Annotated in this window: 17 protein-coding genes; 4 read left to right on the plus strand and 13 right to left on the minus strand. The window is 33.1% G+C overall.

Annotation, left to right across the window (positions count from 1 at the left end; genetic code table 11):
• Nucleotides 1-3: 3 nt before the first annotated feature.
• Genes ACVC08_RS12045 through ACVC08_RS12060 form a run of 4 tightly spaced genes read right to left on the minus strand, consistent with a single transcriptional unit; the run spans nt 4 to nt 3,392 of the window.
• Nucleotides 4-831 carry an alpha/beta fold hydrolase gene (locus tag ACVC08_RS12045; protein ID WP_452602193.1) on the minus strand — a complete coding sequence of 276 codons (828 nt, stop codon included), beginning with the start codon at nt 829-831 and terminating at the stop codon, nt 4-6.
• Entirely contained in the window at nt 832-1,197 is a 366-nt protein-coding gene (locus tag ACVC08_RS12050) for a cupin domain-containing protein (RefSeq protein WP_452602194.1), read from the minus strand. It lies immediately after the preceding gene.
• 40 nt (nt 1,198-1,237) lie between these two features.
• On the minus strand, nt 1,238-1,792 hold the full coding sequence (locus ACVC08_RS12055) for a hypothetical protein (RefSeq protein ID WP_452602195.1): 555 nt from the start codon (nt 1,790-1,792) through the stop codon (nt 1,238-1,240).
• Between the two features lie 58 nt (nt 1,793-1,850).
• A complete protein-coding gene (locus ACVC08_RS12060) occupies nt 1,851-3,392 on the minus strand; it encodes a helicase HerA-like domain-containing protein (RefSeq protein ID WP_452602196.1) in 1,542 nt (513 codons plus the stop codon).
• Between the two features lie 132 nt (nt 3,393-3,524).
• Between ACVC08_RS12060 and ACVC08_RS12065 the strand changes: the two genes are divergently transcribed.
• A complete protein-coding gene (locus tag ACVC08_RS12065) occupies nt 3,525-4,154 on the plus strand; it encodes a 7-carboxy-7-deazaguanine synthase QueE (RefSeq protein ID WP_452597201.1) in 630 nt (209 codons plus the stop codon).
• 66 nt (nt 4,155-4,220) lie between these two features.
• Here the strand turns inward: ACVC08_RS12065 and ACVC08_RS12070 are convergent, their stop codons facing one another.
• Together ACVC08_RS12070 and ACVC08_RS12075 are read right to left on the minus strand one after the other, a co-directional pair.
• A complete protein-coding gene (locus ACVC08_RS12070; RefSeq protein ID WP_452602197.1) occupies nt 4,221-4,766 on the minus strand; it encodes a DUF2911 domain-containing protein in 546 nt (181 codons plus the stop codon).
• A 79-nt stretch (nt 4,767-4,845) separates the two neighbouring features.
• Nucleotides 4,846-6,114: a YCF48-related protein gene (locus ACVC08_RS12075; protein ID WP_452602198.1), complete on the minus strand. Its 1,269-nt coding sequence runs from the start codon at nt 6,112-6,114 to the stop codon at nt 4,846-4,848.
• 214 nt (nt 6,115-6,328) lie between these two features.
• On the opposite strand from ACVC08_RS12075, the gene asnB reads away from it, so the two are divergent.
• Nucleotides 6,329-7,993: an asparagine synthase B gene (gene asnB / locus ACVC08_RS12080; protein WP_452602199.1), complete on the plus strand. Its 1,665-nt coding sequence runs from the start codon at nt 6,329-6,331 to the stop codon at nt 7,991-7,993.
• Nucleotides 7,994-8,221: 228 nt separating this feature from the next.
• Here asnB and ACVC08_RS12085 read toward each other — a convergent pair whose 3' ends face one another.
• From ACVC08_RS12085 to folE, 7 genes are all read right to left on the minus strand, one after another.
• Complete coding sequence (locus tag ACVC08_RS12085) at nt 8,222-9,241, minus strand: T9SS type A sorting domain-containing protein (protein ID WP_452602200.1); 1,020 nt, start codon at nt 9,239-9,241, stop codon at nt 8,222-8,224.
• Nucleotides 9,242-9,419: 178 nt separating this feature from the next.
• Complete coding sequence (locus ACVC08_RS12090; RefSeq protein ID WP_452602201.1) at nt 9,420-9,731, minus strand: hypothetical protein; 312 nt, start codon at nt 9,729-9,731, stop codon at nt 9,420-9,422.
• 135 nt (nt 9,732-9,866) lie between these two features.
• Nucleotides 9,867-10,358 carry a DUF192 domain-containing protein gene (locus ACVC08_RS12095; RefSeq protein WP_452602202.1) on the minus strand — a complete coding sequence of 164 codons (492 nt, stop codon included), beginning with the start codon at nt 10,356-10,358 and terminating at the stop codon, nt 9,867-9,869.
• 39 nt (nt 10,359-10,397) lie between these two features.
• Entirely contained in the window at nt 10,398-11,330 is a 933-nt protein-coding gene (gene lgt / locus ACVC08_RS12100; protein ID WP_452597210.1) for a prolipoprotein diacylglyceryl transferase, read from the minus strand.
• A 130-nt stretch (nt 11,331-11,460) separates the two neighbouring features.
• Nucleotides 11,461-11,697 carry a membrane protein insertion efficiency factor YidD gene (gene yidD, locus ACVC08_RS12105; protein ID WP_452602208.1) on the minus strand — a complete coding sequence of 79 codons (237 nt, stop codon included), beginning with the start codon at nt 11,695-11,697 and terminating at the stop codon, nt 11,461-11,463.
• 50 nt (nt 11,698-11,747) lie between these two features.
• Nucleotides 11,748-13,229, minus strand: coding sequence for a cysteine--tRNA ligase (gene cysS, locus ACVC08_RS12110; protein WP_452602203.1), 1,482 nt, complete (start codon nt 13,227-13,229; stop codon nt 11,748-11,750).
• 19 nt (nt 13,230-13,248) lie between these two features.
• Nucleotides 13,249-13,926, minus strand: a complete 678-nt coding sequence (gene folE / locus ACVC08_RS12115; RefSeq protein WP_452602204.1) for a GTP cyclohydrolase I FolE — start codon at nt 13,924-13,926, stop codon at nt 13,249-13,251.
• A 161-nt stretch (nt 13,927-14,087) separates the two neighbouring features.
• Here folE and ACVC08_RS12120 point away from each other — a divergent pair, with 161 nt between their 5' ends.
• Complete coding sequence (locus tag ACVC08_RS12120) at nt 14,088-14,549, plus strand: hypothetical protein (RefSeq protein ID WP_452602205.1); 462 nt, start codon at nt 14,088-14,090, stop codon at nt 14,547-14,549.
• An 11-nt stretch (nt 14,550-14,560) separates the two neighbouring features.
• Nucleotides 14,561-17,905 (plus strand): PKD domain-containing protein (locus ACVC08_RS12125; RefSeq protein WP_452602206.1); only part of this gene is annotated, 3,345 nt, incomplete at its 3' end.

Raw genomic sequence — 17,905 nt, forward strand, 5'->3', positions numbered from 1 at the left:
CTTTTAACTGTTTATGAAGTCAAGAATATGTTTGTAAACGACTTCATTACGTAAACCATGCCCATAACCAGTAGTAGTAACAAATTCTGCATTGGTATGATGTTCTACAATAAGTTCAGCATCGTTATACGGAATAATTTTATCTTCGGTATCGTGTACTACCAAGGTTTTTGTAGTTATAGTTTTAGCAAAATTGGCTAAAGAAAAATGAGAAGGCTCTTTCTTAAAGCGTTTAACGATGAGGTTGTTTAAACCATTTTCGATACGTTTATTAAAAGACATCATATCTACATAACGTTTAAAAACATCTACAAATTTTGCAGGAGCACCTAAAAGAACCAGTTTTTTTACATGTTTATTTTGGTAATTATACTGAAAAAAACCTGTAGCCATTCCTCCAACAGAATGACCTATAATAATCTCAGGGTTAAAATGGTTAACAACTACATTTATACATTCTGAATATAAAACAGCATTAAACTGTTTTCCACTAGAAGCACCATGAGCAGGAGCATCTAAAGACACAATATTATAATTTAATTGTTGAAGCTGTTTTATTAATTTTTCCCAACGTTGTGTATTACTTTCCCAGCCATGCACTAATAAAATAGTAGGGCCGTTACCTTGCCAATGGTAAGTAGCAATAGTAGTCCCTTCATATTGTAAGTTTAATTGTTCTGCTGTATTTAAAAAGGGACGTTGTTCTGGTTTTATACGTCCTTTTCTAGGGGTGGCAAATAAATTTAAAGCCTTAATAGAAGTGTATTTAGGCATTACATAGCTTAATACATTAAATGATGAACCAATAAGTTTTATAATAGTGTTCCCCATTTAGTTTTCTCTATTTACCAAATCCATAGAAAATGCGGGAGTACAAATAGCAATATATTCGCAAGCCTCTGTAAATGGATTTGAGTATTGTACACGGGTCCCGCTCATTATTTTAATAGATTGTCCAGCCTCTAATACCAGTTGTTCATCTTCAATAATAAATTGCTTTTTGCCTTTTATAATATAAGTATACTCATCAAACTCTGGAGTTTGAAATGGTTCGCTCCATCCAGCAGGAGCTACCATGTGTGCAATGCTTATTTGCGAATTACCATCGGTAGCATTTCCAAAATGTTCCTCAATGAGTTTTCCATCTGTTGTTGGTACAACAAAAGGCGCACTCTGTATAGTATATTTTTTAGACATGATAGTATTGTTTAATTCGTATAACTTTTTTTATTAAAAATTACCAATCTAGCATAAAGAACTTAATTTTTGCTGTATCAGGAATTTGTATAGCTTCAATTTTTTTAGAAACATCAAAACGTAATTCGGCTGGTAACTCTTTTTTATCTATAGTATAGTATGTGTTGTTTTCATTAATAAAAACAACAATATTTCTTAAGGTATTTTGTATACTAGAAATAGTGTAATTTGCTTTTAGATCTCCAAAAGTACTGTTTAAATTAATCCCTTTATCTGTTTTAAAACGCGAATCGAATATTCTTACAGTACTAATTGTTGCCGTAGAATCTAAAGCTTCACTTGGTGACAACTCTAACAGTTTTTTTCCTCCTTTTTCATAGATTTCTATACCATTAACACGACCAGTAAATTCATCTCCTGCAATTTTTTTAACAACAGAATCATTAGCATATACAATTTCTAATGCGCTTACTTTAGTAGAATCTGTTAGCAATCCTATATTTTGTTTAGAGATTAAAAAAGGATTAACTTCTGTTTTCTGGCAAGACGTAGCTATTGTTGCTGTTGCGATTAAGGTGAAAAATAATTTCTTCATTTAGTTTATATAAAATAGTTATTGTTATATCTAGTTTTAGTTGGGGTGTATAAAATAGTTATTTAATTACTTTTTTTAGAATTCCGAAAACGGCTCTTATAAAAGTAGCACTAGTTAATACTTTTACAATAGGGTTTTGGGCTGTGCTTCTTCGTCTAGTAGTCGCTCGTTTACTTTCTTTTTTTGCTTTAGCGGCTTCCTTTTCTTTGGCTAATCTAGCATCTTCTTTTGCCTTTAAAGCTTCTGCTTTTTTAATTTTTTCGTTTAATATTTCGTAAGCACTTTTTCTGTCTATAGTTTCATTATATTTCATGACCAATTTAGAATCATGGAATAAATCCTGAAGCTCACTATCTGTTAATACATCCATTCTACTCATTGGAGCACGTAACATAGTTGCGGCAAGTGGAGTTGGTCTTCCTTTTTCATCTAATGCAGAAACTAATGCTTCTCCTATACCTAAAGAGGTTAATACTTCTGCAGTATCATAATAGTCTGTGTCTGGATAATTCTGTGCTGTTAACTTAATGGCTTTTCTATCTTTTGCTGTAAAAGCGCGTAAAGCATGTTGAATTTTTAAACCTAATTGACTTAAAATGGCTTCAGGAACATCTGTTGGATTCTGTGTTACAAAATATAAGCCTATACCTTTACTTCTAATCAGTTTTACAATACTTTCAATTTGGTTTAATAATGCTTTAGAGGCTTCATTAAATATTAAATGCGCTTCGTCTATAAACATTACTAATTCAGGTTTTCCAGAATCTCCTTGCTCTGGGAAAGTTTCATAGATTTCGGCTAATAGACTCAACATAAATGTTGAAAATAACTTGGGTTTATCTTGAATATCTGTAAGTCTAATAATATTTATATAACCACGGCTATCTCTGGTAGTGCGTACTAAATCTTCTACATCAAAACTCTTTTCTCCAAAAAATAAATCGCCACCTTGCTGCTCTATTTCTACTATTTTACGCAAAATAGCTCCGGTTGAGGCCGATGAAACTCTTCCGTATTCTTGTTCAAATTCAGCTTTACCTTCTTTAGTAGCATACTGTAATATTTTTTTGAAATCTTTTAAATCTAAAAGCGGTAATTTGTTATCATCACAATATTTAAAAACAACAGCAACAATACCAGATTGTGTTTCTGTTAAATCTAAAATTCTAGAAAGTAATACAGGACCAAATTCGCTAACTGTAGCACGAAGTCTAACACCATCTTGTTCAGATAAAGACAAGATTTCTACAGGAAACCCTTTAGCTTCAAAATCTAAACCTATTTTAGCGTGACGTTCGTCTATTTTTGGATGCCCAGGACTTGGTTGTGCTAAACCACTTAAATCACCTTTAATATCCATAAGTAAAACAGGAATTCCCTTATCGCTTAAATTTTCGGCTAATACTTGTAATGTTTTTGTTTTTCCGGTACCAGTTGCTCCTGCAATTAAACCATGACGATTCATTGTCTTTAATGGAATTTTTACAAAAGCATCCGTTATTGTTTCTTCATCAAGTATTGCAGAACCCAAAGTAATAAAGTCTCCTTTAGTAGTATTACCTTCGGTGATGTGCTTAAAGAATGCGTCGCGTTTACTCATAATGTTTTAGTATTTGCCGTAAAAATAATAATCTTTAAGAGAATGTATTACTATTTAACGGACTTTTCACGGACTAAAAATTGAGGGTTATAATTCATTCACTTCAAACTTTATAGCTATATTTGCAGGCTTATGACGCAGGAAATACAAGATTTAGTAAAGAAAGGAAAAATGTTACCCTTAATGGAAGAGTTTTATACTATTCAAGGAGAAGGGTTTCATAAAGGAACAGCAGCTTATTTTGTTAGAATAGGAGGTTGCGATGTAGGATGCCATTGGTGTGATGTTAAAGAAAGCTGGATCGCGGCATTACATCCACCAACAGAAACAGAAAAAATTGTAGCTAATGCTGCAAAGTATAGTGATACTATTGTTGTAACTGGAGGAGAACCACTAATGTGGGATATGACAGAATTAACAACACAATTAAAAGCTAAAGGTATGCAAGTGCATATTGAAACCTCTGGAGCTTACGAGTTATCTGGTACTTGGGATTGGATTTGTTTATCTCCAAAAAAAGTAAAATTACCAACACAAGGTGTTTACGAAAAAGCAAACGAGTTAAAAACTATTATTTATAATAAAGACGATTTTCGTTTTGCAGAAGAGCAAGCTGCAAAGGTAAGTAAAGATTGTATTTTATATATGCAACCAGAATGGGGGAAGCGTGATAAAATGATTCCAGAAATAGTAGAGTATGTTATGGCTAACCCAAAATGGAAAGTCTCACTACAAACACATAAGTATTTAAACATACCATAGAATAATAGACTTAAAAATAAAAAAGCCTGTGTTTTACTAAAATACAGGCTTTTTTTGGTATAAGGATTACTTTGTGAATGGCACAGTAACTCTTAAAGTTCCCCACCCCATGTGTAAGTCTAGACCATTTTTAGATTTTTCGAAAGCCATAGAAAATGCTTCTAAAGATTCTTTTCCTGTAGTTGCTGGTACATTAATTCTAGCAACATCATTTGCTTCATTGTAGAAATAACTTCCCCATACATTAATATCTGTACTTAAAATAATAGTCCATTCTTTATCTCCAGGAATTGTAAATAAAGAGTAAGTTCCAGCCTTAACTGTTGTTCCTCCTAATTTCATATCTGTGTATAATGTAATCTCAGCGGCTTCATTAGCTCCAGTTCTCCATACTTTACCATTAGGAGCTAGCTTACTTAAAGCTCTTCCTTTTAGTTGAGGTCTACTATAAGTAACCTTAACTAATTTGTTAGACTCTTTATAACTTGTAGGAAAAGAAGCTACATCCATTGGGCTTTTATCTAACCCACTAAAGTTTTGAGCATTTACGCTAAAACTTAATAAGGTCATAAAAACAAAAGTAATTGCTGTAAAAAAACTTGATTTTTTCATAATAATATCGTGTTATAGTTTGATTAAATATAAAGGTCGGAATAGTAATCAGCTATTTACAGTATATTACAGAAATTAACTAAAGCTTAACAAATTTTTTAGATGTTTTCCCTGTGTTGTTATGGAAATCTAAAATGTAAGTACCACTAGACAAGTCTTCTACAGGAAATGTGTAAGTTTTTGTTTTGGTATTTCTAATTAAATCTCGGCTTAACTGTTTTATAAATTTTCCATTAACATCATGTAAACTAATAAGAAGATTATCATCTGCTTTAAAATTTACTGTAAACTCTAATTGATTAGTTACAGGATTTTTAGTGAGTTGTATATTTAAATCTGCCTTATATTCAATGTCAGAATTGTTATTACTAAGCACTTCTGTAGTGTACTTATAAACTGTTGTACCAGCAGCATATGCCAACGAATTGTTAATAATAAAAATACGATTTAAATTACCTCCAACACCTAAATCGGTCCAAGTAGCCCCTCCATCTACGGTTTCAAAAAAACCTGTGGTATGGCCTCCCATCCAACCTTTAGTTTCAGAAATAAAACCAACAGCTTCAATTCCTGACTCTGGAGCATCAAAAGTAGACCATGTGTTTCCTCCATTGGTAGATGTAATTAACTTACCAGGGTTTGGGTCTGAAGCAAATAAGGCTCCAAACATAACATCTGTATTACTTTCTAAAACTTGAAGCTTCCAAATGTATTCACCAGGAATAGTCGCGTTATAAATTGTAGACCAAGTGCTACCTCCATCTGTCGTTTTTAAAACAACTGCACCTGTAGCATTCCTACCAGCTGCAAAACCATTTAATTCGTCTAAAAACTTAATTTCTACTAACGCAGTGGCATAAGCAGACATGTCTATATAACTCCAAGTGTTACCACTATCTGTAGATTTTATAATATGTGCAGGTTCAAAAAAAGCACCACAACCATAAATAGTTGAAGTTCCAACAGTATCTAAACCGCAAATTGCAGGTGGATTTGGTGTTATAATAACTTCGCTCCAATTATCACCTCCATCTGTAGTTTTGTAAAACCTACCATTTAAAGTCCCTAAAAAACCTATGTTTTCATTTAAAAACTCAATATTTCTAAAGTAATGATTGCTGCCTAATATGGTATTATTTAGTTGTTCTGTCCATGTTAAACCGCCATCAGTAGTTTTATAAACAGCAGCAGAAGAACCGTTTGCAGCCCATCCTAAATTATTGTTTAAAAAGAAAACATCGTCAAAACGCGTACCGTTAGTATTAGAAACAATATTAGGAGCATGTTGCCAAGTTTGCGCAAAAGAACTAAGGCTTATTAAAAGCGTTATTAATTTTATAAATTTCATTTGTTTTTCTTTTTCAGATTATAGATATCTGTTGTCAACTTTCAGTTTACAAAGTTACTATACTATTTTTTATACTTTTTAGTTTCGTATTATTTCAAATATTTAATATTATGTTTTAAAATGTAACCATTATTGTGTTTTATATTTTTAAAATGAAACTTTAAAATGATATTTGCTTAATAAATAACAATAAAAGAAATAAAATATATAAATTATGTGTGGAATAGTATGTGCTTTCGATCTTAAAGAAAAATCTGAAGATTTAAGACCTCAAATTTTAGAGATGTCTAAAAAAATACGCCACCGTGGCCCAGATTGGTCAGGAATATATAGTAATGATAAAGCTATTTTGGCTCACGAACGTTTAGCAATTGTAGACCCTGCATCTGGTAAACAACCATTATTTAGCCCAGACAACAAATTAATTTTAGCTGCTAATGGTGAAATCTATAACCATAGAGCATTACGTAAACAATTTGAAGGTAAATACAAGTTTCAAACTGAAAGTGACTGCGAAGTTATTCTAGCATTATACCAAGAAAAAGGCGTTGATTTTGTTGATGAAATGAATGGTATTTTTGGCTTTGCTATTTATGATGCGGAAAAGGATGAGTATTTTATAGCAAGAGACCACATGGGTATTATTCCTTTATATATAGGTTGGGATCAAAACGGAACATTTTATGTTGCTTCCGAATTAAAGGCTTTAGAGGGAATATGTACTAAAATTGAATTATTTCCTCCAGGTCATTATATGTCTAGCAGAGATGGCCAATTTGTAAAATGGTGGAAAAGAGATTGGACAGAGTACAACGCTGTAAAAGATAATGAAACAAGCATAGCAAAAGTAAAGGAGGCACTTGAGGCCGCAGTGAAAAGACAATTAATGAGCGATGTACCTTATGGAGTGTTGTTATCGGGAGGTTTAGATTCTTCTGTAACCTCTGCTATTGCAAAAAAATATGCGCAAAAGCGTGTGGAAAGTGATGGAGCAACAGAGGCATGGTACCCGCAATTACATTCTTTTTCTGTAGGTTTAGAAGGCTCTCCAGATTTAGCAGCAGCACAAAAAGTAGCAGATTATATTGGTACGGTTCATCACGAAATTAAATTTACAATTCAAGAAGGGCTAGATGCAATAAAAGATGTGATTTATAACATAGAAACATATGATATTACAACCATTCGTTCATCTACCCCCATGTATTTAATGGCGCGTGTTATTAAATCTATGGGTATTAAAATGGTGTTGTCTGGAGAAGGAGCCGATGAGATTTTTGGAGGTTATTTGTATTTTCATAAAGCACCAGATGCAAAAGAATTTCATGACGAGACTGTGCGAAAATTAGATAAATTACACATGTACGATTGTTTACGAGCAAACAAAAGTTTAGCCGCATGGGGAATAGAAGGGCGTGTACCTTTTTTAGATAAAGAATTTATAGATGTAGCAATGAGTATAAACCCACAGGATAAAATGATTAATGGGGAGCGTATGGAAAAATGGGTAATACGAAAAGCTTTTGAAGATATGTTACCAGAAAGTGTAGCATGGAGACAAAAAGAACAGTTTAGCGATGGGGTAGGTTACAGTTGGATTGATACACTTAAAGATCTGGTAGAGAAAGAAGTAACAGATGAGCAGATGGGAAATGCTAAATGCAGATTTCCAATACAAACACCACAAAACAAAGAGGAGTTCTATTATCGCTCTATTTTTGAAGAACATTTTCCTAGTGATACAGCAGCCTATAGTGTACCACAAGAACCAAGTGTAGCTTGTAGTACTAAAATAGCATTAGAGTGGGACGAAGCGTTTAAAAACATGAATGAACCTTCTGGGAGAGCAATTGCAAATGTGCATGATTCTGCTTACTAAAATAATAAGGCATATAAACAGAAGTTGCGATAGCATTGTTTCAATGTTTTAAAATTGGATAATTAATTAAAAAGAGGCTGTCTTAAAAGTATTCAAAACGTCATTCTGAATTTATTTCAGAATCTCATTAAACTAATTTTTAAATTGTTATGAGAAACCGAATCAAGTTCGGTTTGACGAAAGTTTTACTTTTAAGACAGCCTCTTTTAATTTACTGAATAAGCGAAATTATTTTTTTATAAATTTCTTAGTTGTAGTCTTACCAGATTTCGTCTCTATACTTATAAAATAAAGTCCAGCAGGTAAATCTGTAACAGAAAGAGAGGTTATATCTTTGTTTGTTTTTAAAACGACTTGCCCAGTAGTATTTACAATATTTATCTGTTTTACAACCTCTGTAGTATTTGTTAGAATTGTAATATAATCTTCAACTGGATTTGGATACAATTGAAATATTTTACGTTCAGTAATTGGTGTTGATAGTGTATTTAATGCATTACGTTCCAAAACTTCTATGGTTTCGTTTACTCCAAGGAATGCGGAAACTATAGTAGCATTATTATACCTAAATATTAAATCATTAGTAGTATTGTCGTAATAATAATAAGAGGTTTGTGTTAATGTTCCAACATTATTAAAAATAGGAGGTACACTAAACGAGAGTGATTGATCTAGTCTTAATCTTGTAACATTACCATTATATGAGCCAGTACCTGTGTCATTTAAATTTAATGTTCCATAGGCCTCAACAGTAATTGTTAAAGTACCAGTAAAAGTACCATTAGTACCTTGGTATTCAAATGTTCCAGCTACTGGTGCTCCTGTATTATTATAACCAAAATTTAAAGGGAATAAGCCAATAAATGCATTGGTTGTTGAATAGTTTAAAGTAAAGTCACCTTGTGTAGCACCAGTTAACGAAGTCCCTGCCATATCCTCTTTAATAAATACGTTACTTACAGTTGGTGTACTACCCTGTGTAGTTGTAGATTGTACTTCGGTAGTTCCTGGGTAAGTAGTAATTTGAGCTGCAGTAGGTGCTGCATATGTATCAATATTTGTACCTGCTGCTGTTAAGTTATTAAAAGACCAAGTAACATTTGCACCAGTTGGGGACTGATCTATAGCAGGGCTAGAATTAACAATTGTAAAGTTAGACATTGGTGCACTATTAAAAGTTGCAATAGGTGTTTGAGCTGAACTTATACCATAGCACAATGATAAAAGTAAAAGTAGTTTTGTTTTCATATGATGTTAAGATTAATTAATTACTTCGAAAGTACTAAAAAGAAATTATTATACGTTCACTACATGTTAGTTAGATTTATTTAGTAATCTAAAGTATAATATATCTCTGTTTTTTAGGAGTCTTATAAAACTAAACCTGTAAATAATAGATAGGTAATATTTAAAACTTGTTTTTTGTTTAAGAAAAATCACCTTTAGTCCATTTTTCTTGTAGTTTAATATACTTTTCTTTAGGCTCGCATGTCTGCCAATTAATATTATGTTTTTTACAAACTTTTATATGGAAAATAAGTCCAATTAATGGGTGGCCAATAATAAATAACAGACTATAGTGGTTTAACCAATAAGTTAATAAAGTGGATACTGCTACATAAAAAATGAATTTACCAGCAATTTTCCATTTTGGCCTTACAAACTTTCCATTATGAAAATAACCTATAACCCAAATAATAATTGAGAGTAGTATATATCCAAATTGTATATTACTCATAAAATAGTGAGGATTAATTTATTTATAAAAATACATTTTTTTATTTTCGGAAAAAGCCTAAAAAGCAATCTGTTATTGCTATGATGGAAAAAAGAGCATTGAATACTCTTTTTTTGTTTAATTTATTGTGCAGGGCTACCTTATTTCAAAGTAATCCATTTTATCACCTACTTCTAATAACCATTTTTCTGCAAAACCAGCATTAACTTCAAGAACAAATTGGGCTGGAGCATTAGAAGGAAGAGAGTTTTCATTAAACGGTACTGCATTTTCCTGAAAACTAACAATAGTTTTATTGTTATCTATAAAGATTAAATCTAAAGGAATCCGGGTATTTCTCATATAAAAAGAACGTTCTCTTAAACCAGGAAAGACAAAAAGCATTCCTTGATTTGGTTTCATAGATTCTCTATACATTAACCCTGTTTGGATCTCTGAGTCTGTGTTTGCAATTTCTATATCTAACTTAGTTATTATACTATCGTTAGTGCCTTTAAATAATGTTAGCTCGCCCTCTTTAGTAAAAGTAACTTCTACTGGCTTAATTACTTTTTTTTCCTCTTTGCAAGCACAAAATAATATTGTAATGCAGAGTAGGAGTATGCCTATATAGTTTATTTTTTTCATCAGTTTAATTTAAAAAAGTTTGAATGCATTTTAATGACTTTATACAACTGGCGTTTTTGGTTTATATATAAACATAAAATAAAGCCCAATTAAAATAAAAGGAATACTTAATATTTGTCCTGTATTCATCCCCATAATCCAATCTTCTCTCCCTTCAACTTGTGCTTCTTTAACAAATTCTACAAAAAAGCGAACTGTCCAGAGTAAAACTAAAAATAGACCAAATAAAAACCCCGTTTGTTTATCCTTATCTGTTTTTAAATAAAAGAATAATAAAATTAAGAATACAAAAATATAACAAAATGATTCATATAATTGAGCTGGGTGTCTAAAAGGAACTGCTTCTAGTAAGGTTTGAAATTTTGGATTATCTGTTACAGCTTGATAAGCTTTTTTATAATCGCTAATACCAGTAAGTTTAGTGATTTCTCTTTTACTGTAGTGCTCTTGAACAAAGCGAACAGCTAATGACGAATCTGTAATCTTTCCTACAATTTCAGAATTAATAAAGTTTCCAATCCTTATAAATACAGCTCCAGAAGCAACAGGGATAACAACACGATCTAAAATCCACATTAAAGATTTGTATTTATATTTTTTGCGGTATAAGTACATTGCAACAATAATTCCTATAGCCGCACCATGACTTGCTAAACCAGAAAAACCTGTAAATTCAAATTCTGGCTTAAACCTGAAAGGTAAGAATACGCTAAAAAAATCTTGAGAAAACAATTCAGACTGATAGAAAATAACATGCCCTAAACGAGCCCCTAACATTGTTGCTAAAACGGTATAAATAAAAAGAGGGTCTAGGTTCTCTAGGCTTATTTTATCTCTTATAAAAATACGTTTCATTATATTCCATCCCAAAATAAAGGCAATAACCCACATTAAGCTGTAAAAATGGATTTTGAAATTTCCAACGATATCAATTCCTGTAATAGGATTCCAATCGAATTGTAGTAAGTACATAAATTTGTTTTTTATAATGTAAATATATGATTTTGGATAGTATTCTAACTTCTATTTAATAGCTTTTTAACCAAAGTTATGTTTTTGAGTCCTTTAAAATTGAATGAGCATTGCCACTGGTAAAGTAGTTTTAATGATCTTCTTTTTCTGGTACAGGGTCATAGCCTTTGCCGCCCCATGGGTGACAGCTAAATATACGTTTAAGAGCAAGACCGCCTCCTTTTATTAGCCCATGCCTCAATAAGGCTTCCTTAGTATAATGTGAACAAGTTGGTTGATACCTACATGTTGCAGGAGTAAATGGAGAAATAAAGGTTTGGTAAAGCTTTATTATAAATAAAAAAGGCTTAATTAAAATCTGTTTCATCATATTTTTAATTTAAGCCTATTATATAATTATAAGTTATAAGTTAATGATTAGTTTGTTGTAAATGTTGTGCCTTCTTTTCCATCATTTAACTGTATACCAATCTCTGCTAACTCATCTCTAATTTTGTCAGAAAGTGCAAAATCTTTATTAATTCTAGCTTCTTGTCTTAATTTAATAAGTAAATCTACTGTACCAGATAATTTGTCTGCACCAACTCCTTCTTTTGCTGTGTTTTTTAACCCTAATACATCGAAAGTAAAGGCTTGTAATGTTGCTTTTAATTGCGCTAAATCTTCTGTGTTAAGTGTAGCATTACCATCCTTTATTTGATTAATCCATTTTACTGCTTCAAATAATTGAGCGATAAGTATTGGAGAATTAAAATCATCGTTCATGGCATCGTAACATTTCTGTTTCCATTCAGAAACATTAAATGAAGAGGTCGATTCAGCTTTTATATTTTCTAAATCATTAATACCATCCATTAAACGGTTAAATCCTTTTTCACTAGCAGATAAACCATCATCTGTTAAATCTAAAATACTTCGGTAAGAAGATTGTGCCACAAAAAAGCGAATAACACTAGGGGAGTAAGCTTTACTAAAGAATTTGTTATTTCCAGAAAGTAACTCATCTGGATTTACAGTATTTCCTGTAGATTTAGCCATACGTTGCCCATTTAAGTTCAGCATGTTGGCGTGCATCCAATAATTAACGGGCGATTTACCTATAGCGGCTTCGTTTTGTGCAATCTCACACTCATGGTGAGGGAATTTTAAATCCATTCCACCACCATGAATATCAAACTGTTCACCAAGGTATTTTGTACTCATAGCAGTACACTCTAAATGCCAGCCAGGAAAGCCATCACTCCATGGAGAAGGCCAACGCATAATATGTTGAGGTTCGGCTTTTTTCCATAGTGCAAAATCCTGAGGGTTCTTCTTATCACTTTGCCCATCTAATTCACGAGTGTTGTGTACTAAATCTTCAAGTTTTCGTTTACTTAATTTACCATATTCGTTAGTTTCATCGAACTTGTGGACATCAAAATACACAGAGCCATTAACCTCGTATGCAAAACCATTATCAATAATCGTTTTTATTAATTCTATTTGTTCTATAATATGCCCTGTAGCTGTAGGTTCTATACTAGGTGGTAAAAAATTAAACGTTTTTAAAACATTATGGAAATCTACAGTATAGCGTTGTACTACTTCCATTGGTTCAATTGCTTCTAAACGTGCTTTTTTAGAAATTTTATCTTCCCCAATATCTGCATCACTTTCTAAATGCCCAGCGTCAGTTATATTTCTTACATAACGTACTTTGTATCCTAAGTGTTTTAGATAACGAAAAACCATGTCAAAAGACATAAATGTTCTTACATTTCCTAAATGTACATTACTATATACAGTAGGGCCACAAACATACATGCCTACGTAACCTTCAGTAATAGGTGTGAAAACTTCTTTATTCCCGCTTAAAGAATTATATATTTTTATTTGCTGATTTTGAAAAAGCTGCATGTAATACTGTTTTTTTAGATTAAAACTTTGTATCTAATTTAATATAATCTAAGAATTCTCTTTTAGTCTCTTTGTTTTTAAACTGTCCGCCAAACTCTGATGTTACCGTGCTACTTTCAATATCACGAATACCACGAGAGTTAACACATAAATGTTTAGCATCTATAACACAGGCTACGTCCTCAGTTCCTAAAACCTCCTGTAACTCTTTAACAACTTGTATGGTTAAACGTTCTTGAACTTGAGGACGTTTTGCGAAATAATCTACAATACGATTCATTTTAGATAAACCTACCACTGTACCATTAGAAATGTAAGCAATATGGGCTCTACCTACTATAGGTAATAAGTGATGTTCACAAGTTGAATATACAGTAATGTTTTTTTCAACTAGCATTTCGCCGTACTTATACTTATTCTCAAAAGTAGAAGCGCTAGGTTTTGCATCAGGATTTAAACCACCAAAAATTTCATTAACAAACATTTTTGCAACTCTATTTGGTGTCCCTTTTAAACTATCGTCTGTTAGGTCTAATCCTAACGTTTCCATAATATGCTTTACGTCTATTTTTATACTTTCAATTTTTTCTTTATTAGAGAGATTGAAAGCGTCTTTTCTTATAGGCGTTTCTGCAGATGTACCTACGTGATTTTCGCCAATATCGTCGTAGTGTTCTTTTGTATTATCAATTTTCATTTCTTCAAAAAAGAATTAAGGGCACAAAGATAAGTAATAAAAAAATCATAGCTATGAGGTAGGAGTTTTTAAATTAGAATTGTCGTATAGTTACAGGAATAATATATTAACAAAAAGTTAATTTTTTTTTACTACTTTTAAAAGCTAAAAATCATACCAAAATGAGATTAAAATTACTGTATATTTTACTGTTACTTTTTGCAGTAAATGTGTTTACTTCTGAAGCGCAAAACAAAAAAGAAAAAGCATTAACTCAAGTTAAGTTTAATGAAAATACAAACGCTCCATTAACAACAATGGAAATGAGTATTTTAACAGAGGCTTATGGAGAAAGTCTTGAAGCGTTAGTGCTTAGTAAACCACAACGATTAAAAGACTTAAAACATTTACTACGTAACAGAATTCAAATAGTGGATGCAAAGAACAAAGAGGTGTCACATTTTCCTTTAATGTCACGTCAACCAACCTTTAAATACTATAAAAAGAGCTTCTCTAAAAATATACTTTATCAAGGATTAAATTTTAACCCATTACAATTCAATCTAAATTTTTATTCAAAAGAAGCTACAACCTATAGAATAGATAACACCAACTACATACTAATTATTAAGCCCCAACATTAATAAAGACAGAGATGAAGAAAATTACATTATTACTTTTATTATTTACAAGTTTTGCATTTTCTCAAGATATTTTAATGCAAAATGGATCTTTTAATCAATGTTCGGGAACATTCTATGATTCGGGAGGTATGTCTGCTAATTATGGAAATGGAGAAAGTTTTGTGTTAACAATATGTCCAGATGCAACAGATAATATTGTTCAGTTAAATTTTACTGCTTTTAATACACAAGCTAATTTAGATACAATGACTATCTATGATGGAGATAGTACCGCAGCACCATCATTAGGGACTTTTTCTGGAGGAGGAGCTGCAAATAGCCCAGGTTTAGTAGAAGCGACAACAACTAATGCTACTGGATGCTTAACTATAGAGTTTATTAGTGACGGAACAGCAAATACCACAGGTTGGGCAGCAACAATAACTTGTTTTTTACCATGTCAAGATATTACTGCTGTTTTAGATAGCACAGTACCAGCCCAAAATGGAGCAGGAAATGTTGAAGCAGCAGTTAATGAAACTATTACGTTTAACGGTAATGGAGTATTTTCAAACTCAGGAGCAGGAGCAACATATTCATGGGATTTTGGAGATGGAAATATGGGGACAGGACAAAGTACAACACATACTTATACAGCAGCAGGTATTTATGATGTTACATTAACAATAACAGATACTAACCCTAATGGATGCCAAAGTACAAATAATATAAATCTACAAGCTATTATTGGAGCTTCCAGTCCTGGAAATCCTAATGTAGATGCCGGACCAGATTTAACAGTAGATTGTAATACGGGATGTGTGGATATCACTGCATCTTTTTTAGATATAGGAGAAACGAATACATACAACACAAGTCAAATTGTATTTGTGCCACCATTTCCTTTCAATGGCTTAACAAATTCAATCAATACTAATATTGACGATAATTGGTCTGGAGTTGAAAACTTACCTTTTGATTTTTGCTTTTTTACAAATACTGAAACTCAGTTTCAAGTAGGATCTAACGGAGTTATTCGATTTGATGTTGATCCAACAGATACAGGAAACGGTTATGCATTAGCACAGACCGATGACTTACCTAATAATGCTAACCCAACGTTAGGAGAAGCTAATATATTTACACCTTGTCATGATATTGATCCATCTGTAAATAATACTAACGAGATTAGATGGGAAATTATTGGAACAGCACCAAATAGAGTATTAGCAGTTTCATATTTTGAAGTACCTCTATTTTCATGTACTACATTAGAAGCGACGCATATGGCTGTTATGTATGAAACAACTAATGTAATAGACATATATATAAGAAATAGTCCGTCTTGTACAACATTTAACGGAGGTAGAGCTGTTGTTGGGATACAAAATAATGCAGGAGATGATGCTTTTGTACCACCAGGTAGAAATGTATCAGATTCTCCATGGACAGCAACGGAAGAAGCATGGCGATTTACTCCAGCAGGAGATAGTGTTGTAACTTTTGAATGGTTAGATGATACTGGAGCAGTAATATCTACAGATCCAACATTTAATGTATGTCCATCTACAACGACGACTTACACAGCAAGAGTTACATACAATAATTGTAATGGAGATGTTACTGTTGTTACAGACGATGTTACCGTTTCTGTACCAATTAGTGTAGATTTAGGACCAGATCAAAACTTATGTATTGGAGATCCTGATGTTGTGTTAGACGCAACGATAGCATCTGGAACAGCAACATATCAGTGGGCATTAAATGGAGCAAATATAGCAGGAGAAACAAATCCAACATACACAGTATCTTCACCAGATTCGGGAACATATACTGTTACAGTTGTAGATCAAGGTTGTACAGTTACAGAAGATATAGTTATCACGTTTTCTGATGCTAATGCAACATTTACAACAGTAGCTACTTGTGATGGAGCTACGGTAGATACAGTGGTAGTTCCAGGAGGCACATTCTCTTTTAACCCAGCGCCAACAGATGGAGCAGTAATAGACCCAGCAACTGGTACAGTAACAGGGGGAACACCGGGGGCAACATATACAATACAGTACACAACTGATAATACGTCATGTCCAGATACTTCTACAGTAACAATTAATGTTTTAGATGCCGATGACGCTACATTTACAATGACACCAACTTGCGATGGAGGTACAGCTACTATCACAGGAACTACAGGAGGTGATTTTGCTTTTAATCCAGTACCAACAGATGGAGCAGTAATAGATGCAACAACTGGTACAGTAACAGGAGGAACATCTGGAACGACATATACCGTTGAATATACAACAACAGGAGTTTGCCCAGCAACATCTACCCAAAACGTAACTGTACACCCGTTAGAAAATGCTGATTTTACAACAACAGCAACTTGTGATGGGGGAACTGTTACAATAACTGGCAATACAGGAGGAACATTTACCTTAAATCCAGCTCCAACAGATGGAACTGTAATAGACGCAACAACAGGTACAGTAACAGGAGGAACATCTTTAACAACATACACAATACAGTACACAACAGGAGGACCATGTCCAGAAACGACAACAGCAGATGTAACTGTACTTCTTAATGATGATGCATCATTTAGTGTAGATACAGAGACATGCGATGGAGGAACTGTAGTTATTAATGGGACTACAGGGGGAACTTTTACCTTCAATCCAGTACCAGGAGATGGAGCTACAATAGACCCTAATACAGGAGAAGTAACTAATGGAACATCAGGAGCAACATATACAATACAGTACAATACTAATGGATCTTGCCCAGCTTTTAGCCAGCAGGACTTAAATGTATTGCCAGGAGATGATGCTAGTTTTACTATGACACCAGGGTGTGATGGAGCAACAGCTACCGTTACAGGGCTTACTGGAGGAACATTTGCTTTTAACCCAGTACCTACAGATGGAGCAGTTATAGATACAGCATCAGGAGAAATAACTATGGGAGTTCCAGGTACGACATATACTGTAGAATATACAACCAACGGACCATGTGTGGCAACAGAAAGTCAAGACGTTACAATATTTACTCAACCCTTAATCCCAGTATTACCAGCCTACGAGATATGTGATAATGACGATGATGGCGATGCAACCAATGGAATAGCAGAGTTCGATTTATCAACCATAGATGCCTCCGCAATAAATGGACAAGCCGACGTAGTCGTATCCTATTACGCAACAATGGCCGATGCACAAGCAACCCCGCCAACCAACGCAATAGGACCAGCTTACACAAATACAACACCAGTAAATCAAACAATATACATACGCTTAGATAACACAGTAACAGGCTGCGTATCTGTGATTGGGACATTAGAATTAATGGTAAACCCATTACCAGTAGCAACAGCC

It is taken from the genome of Pontimicrobium sp. MEBiC06410 (assembly GCF_053601615.1).

Coding starts and splice junctions, on each gene's coding strand:
- yidD (WP_452602208.1), bottom strand. CDS start 11,697: ATGAAACAGATTTTAATTAAGCCTTTTTTATTTATAATAAAGCTTTAC.
- ACVC08_RS12045 (WP_452602193.1), bottom strand. CDS start 831: ATGGGGAACACTATTATAAAACTTATTGGTTCATCATTTAATGTATTA.
- ACVC08_RS12055 (WP_452602195.1), bottom strand. CDS start 1,792: ATGAAGAAATTATTTTTCACCTTAATCGCAACAGCAACAATAGCTACG.
- folE (WP_452602204.1), bottom strand. CDS start 13,926: ATGAAAATTGATAATACAAAAGAACACTACGACGATATTGGCGAAAAT.
- ACVC08_RS12060 (WP_452602196.1), bottom strand. CDS start 3,392: ATGAGTAAACGCGACGCATTCTTTAAGCACATCACCGAAGGTAATACT.
- ACVC08_RS12050 (WP_452602194.1), bottom strand. CDS start 1,197: ATGTCTAAAAAATATACTATACAGAGTGCGCCTTTTGTTGTACCAACA.
- ACVC08_RS12095 (WP_452602202.1), bottom strand. CDS start 10,358: ATGAAAAAAATAAACTATATAGGCATACTCCTACTCTGCATTACAATA.
- ACVC08_RS12070 (WP_452602197.1), bottom strand. CDS start 4,766: ATGAAAAAATCAAGTTTTTTTACAGCAATTACTTTTGTTTTTATGACC.
- ACVC08_RS12085 (WP_452602200.1), bottom strand. CDS start 9,241: ATGAAAACAAAACTACTTTTACTTTTATCATTGTGCTATGGTATAAGT.
- ACVC08_RS12090 (WP_452602201.1), bottom strand. CDS start 9,731: ATGAGTAATATACAATTTGGATATATACTACTCTCAATTATTATTTGG.
- asnB (WP_452602199.1), top strand. CDS start 6,329: ATGTGTGGAATAGTATGTGCTTTCGATCTTAAAGAAAAATCTGAAGAT.
- ACVC08_RS12075 (WP_452602198.1), bottom strand. CDS start 6,114: ATGAAATTTATAAAATTAATAACGCTTTTAATAAGCCTTAGTTCTTTT.
- cysS (WP_452602203.1), bottom strand. CDS start 13,229: ATGCAGCTTTTTCAAAATCAGCAAATAAAAATATATAATTCTTTAAGC.
- ACVC08_RS12120 (WP_452602205.1), top strand. CDS start 14,088: ATGAGATTAAAATTACTGTATATTTTACTGTTACTTTTTGCAGTAAAT.
- ACVC08_RS12065 (WP_452597201.1), top strand. CDS start 3,525: ATGACGCAGGAAATACAAGATTTAGTAAAGAAAGGAAAAATGTTACCC.
- lgt (WP_452597210.1), bottom strand. CDS start 11,330: ATGTACTTACTACAATTCGATTGGAATCCTATTACAGGAATTGATATC.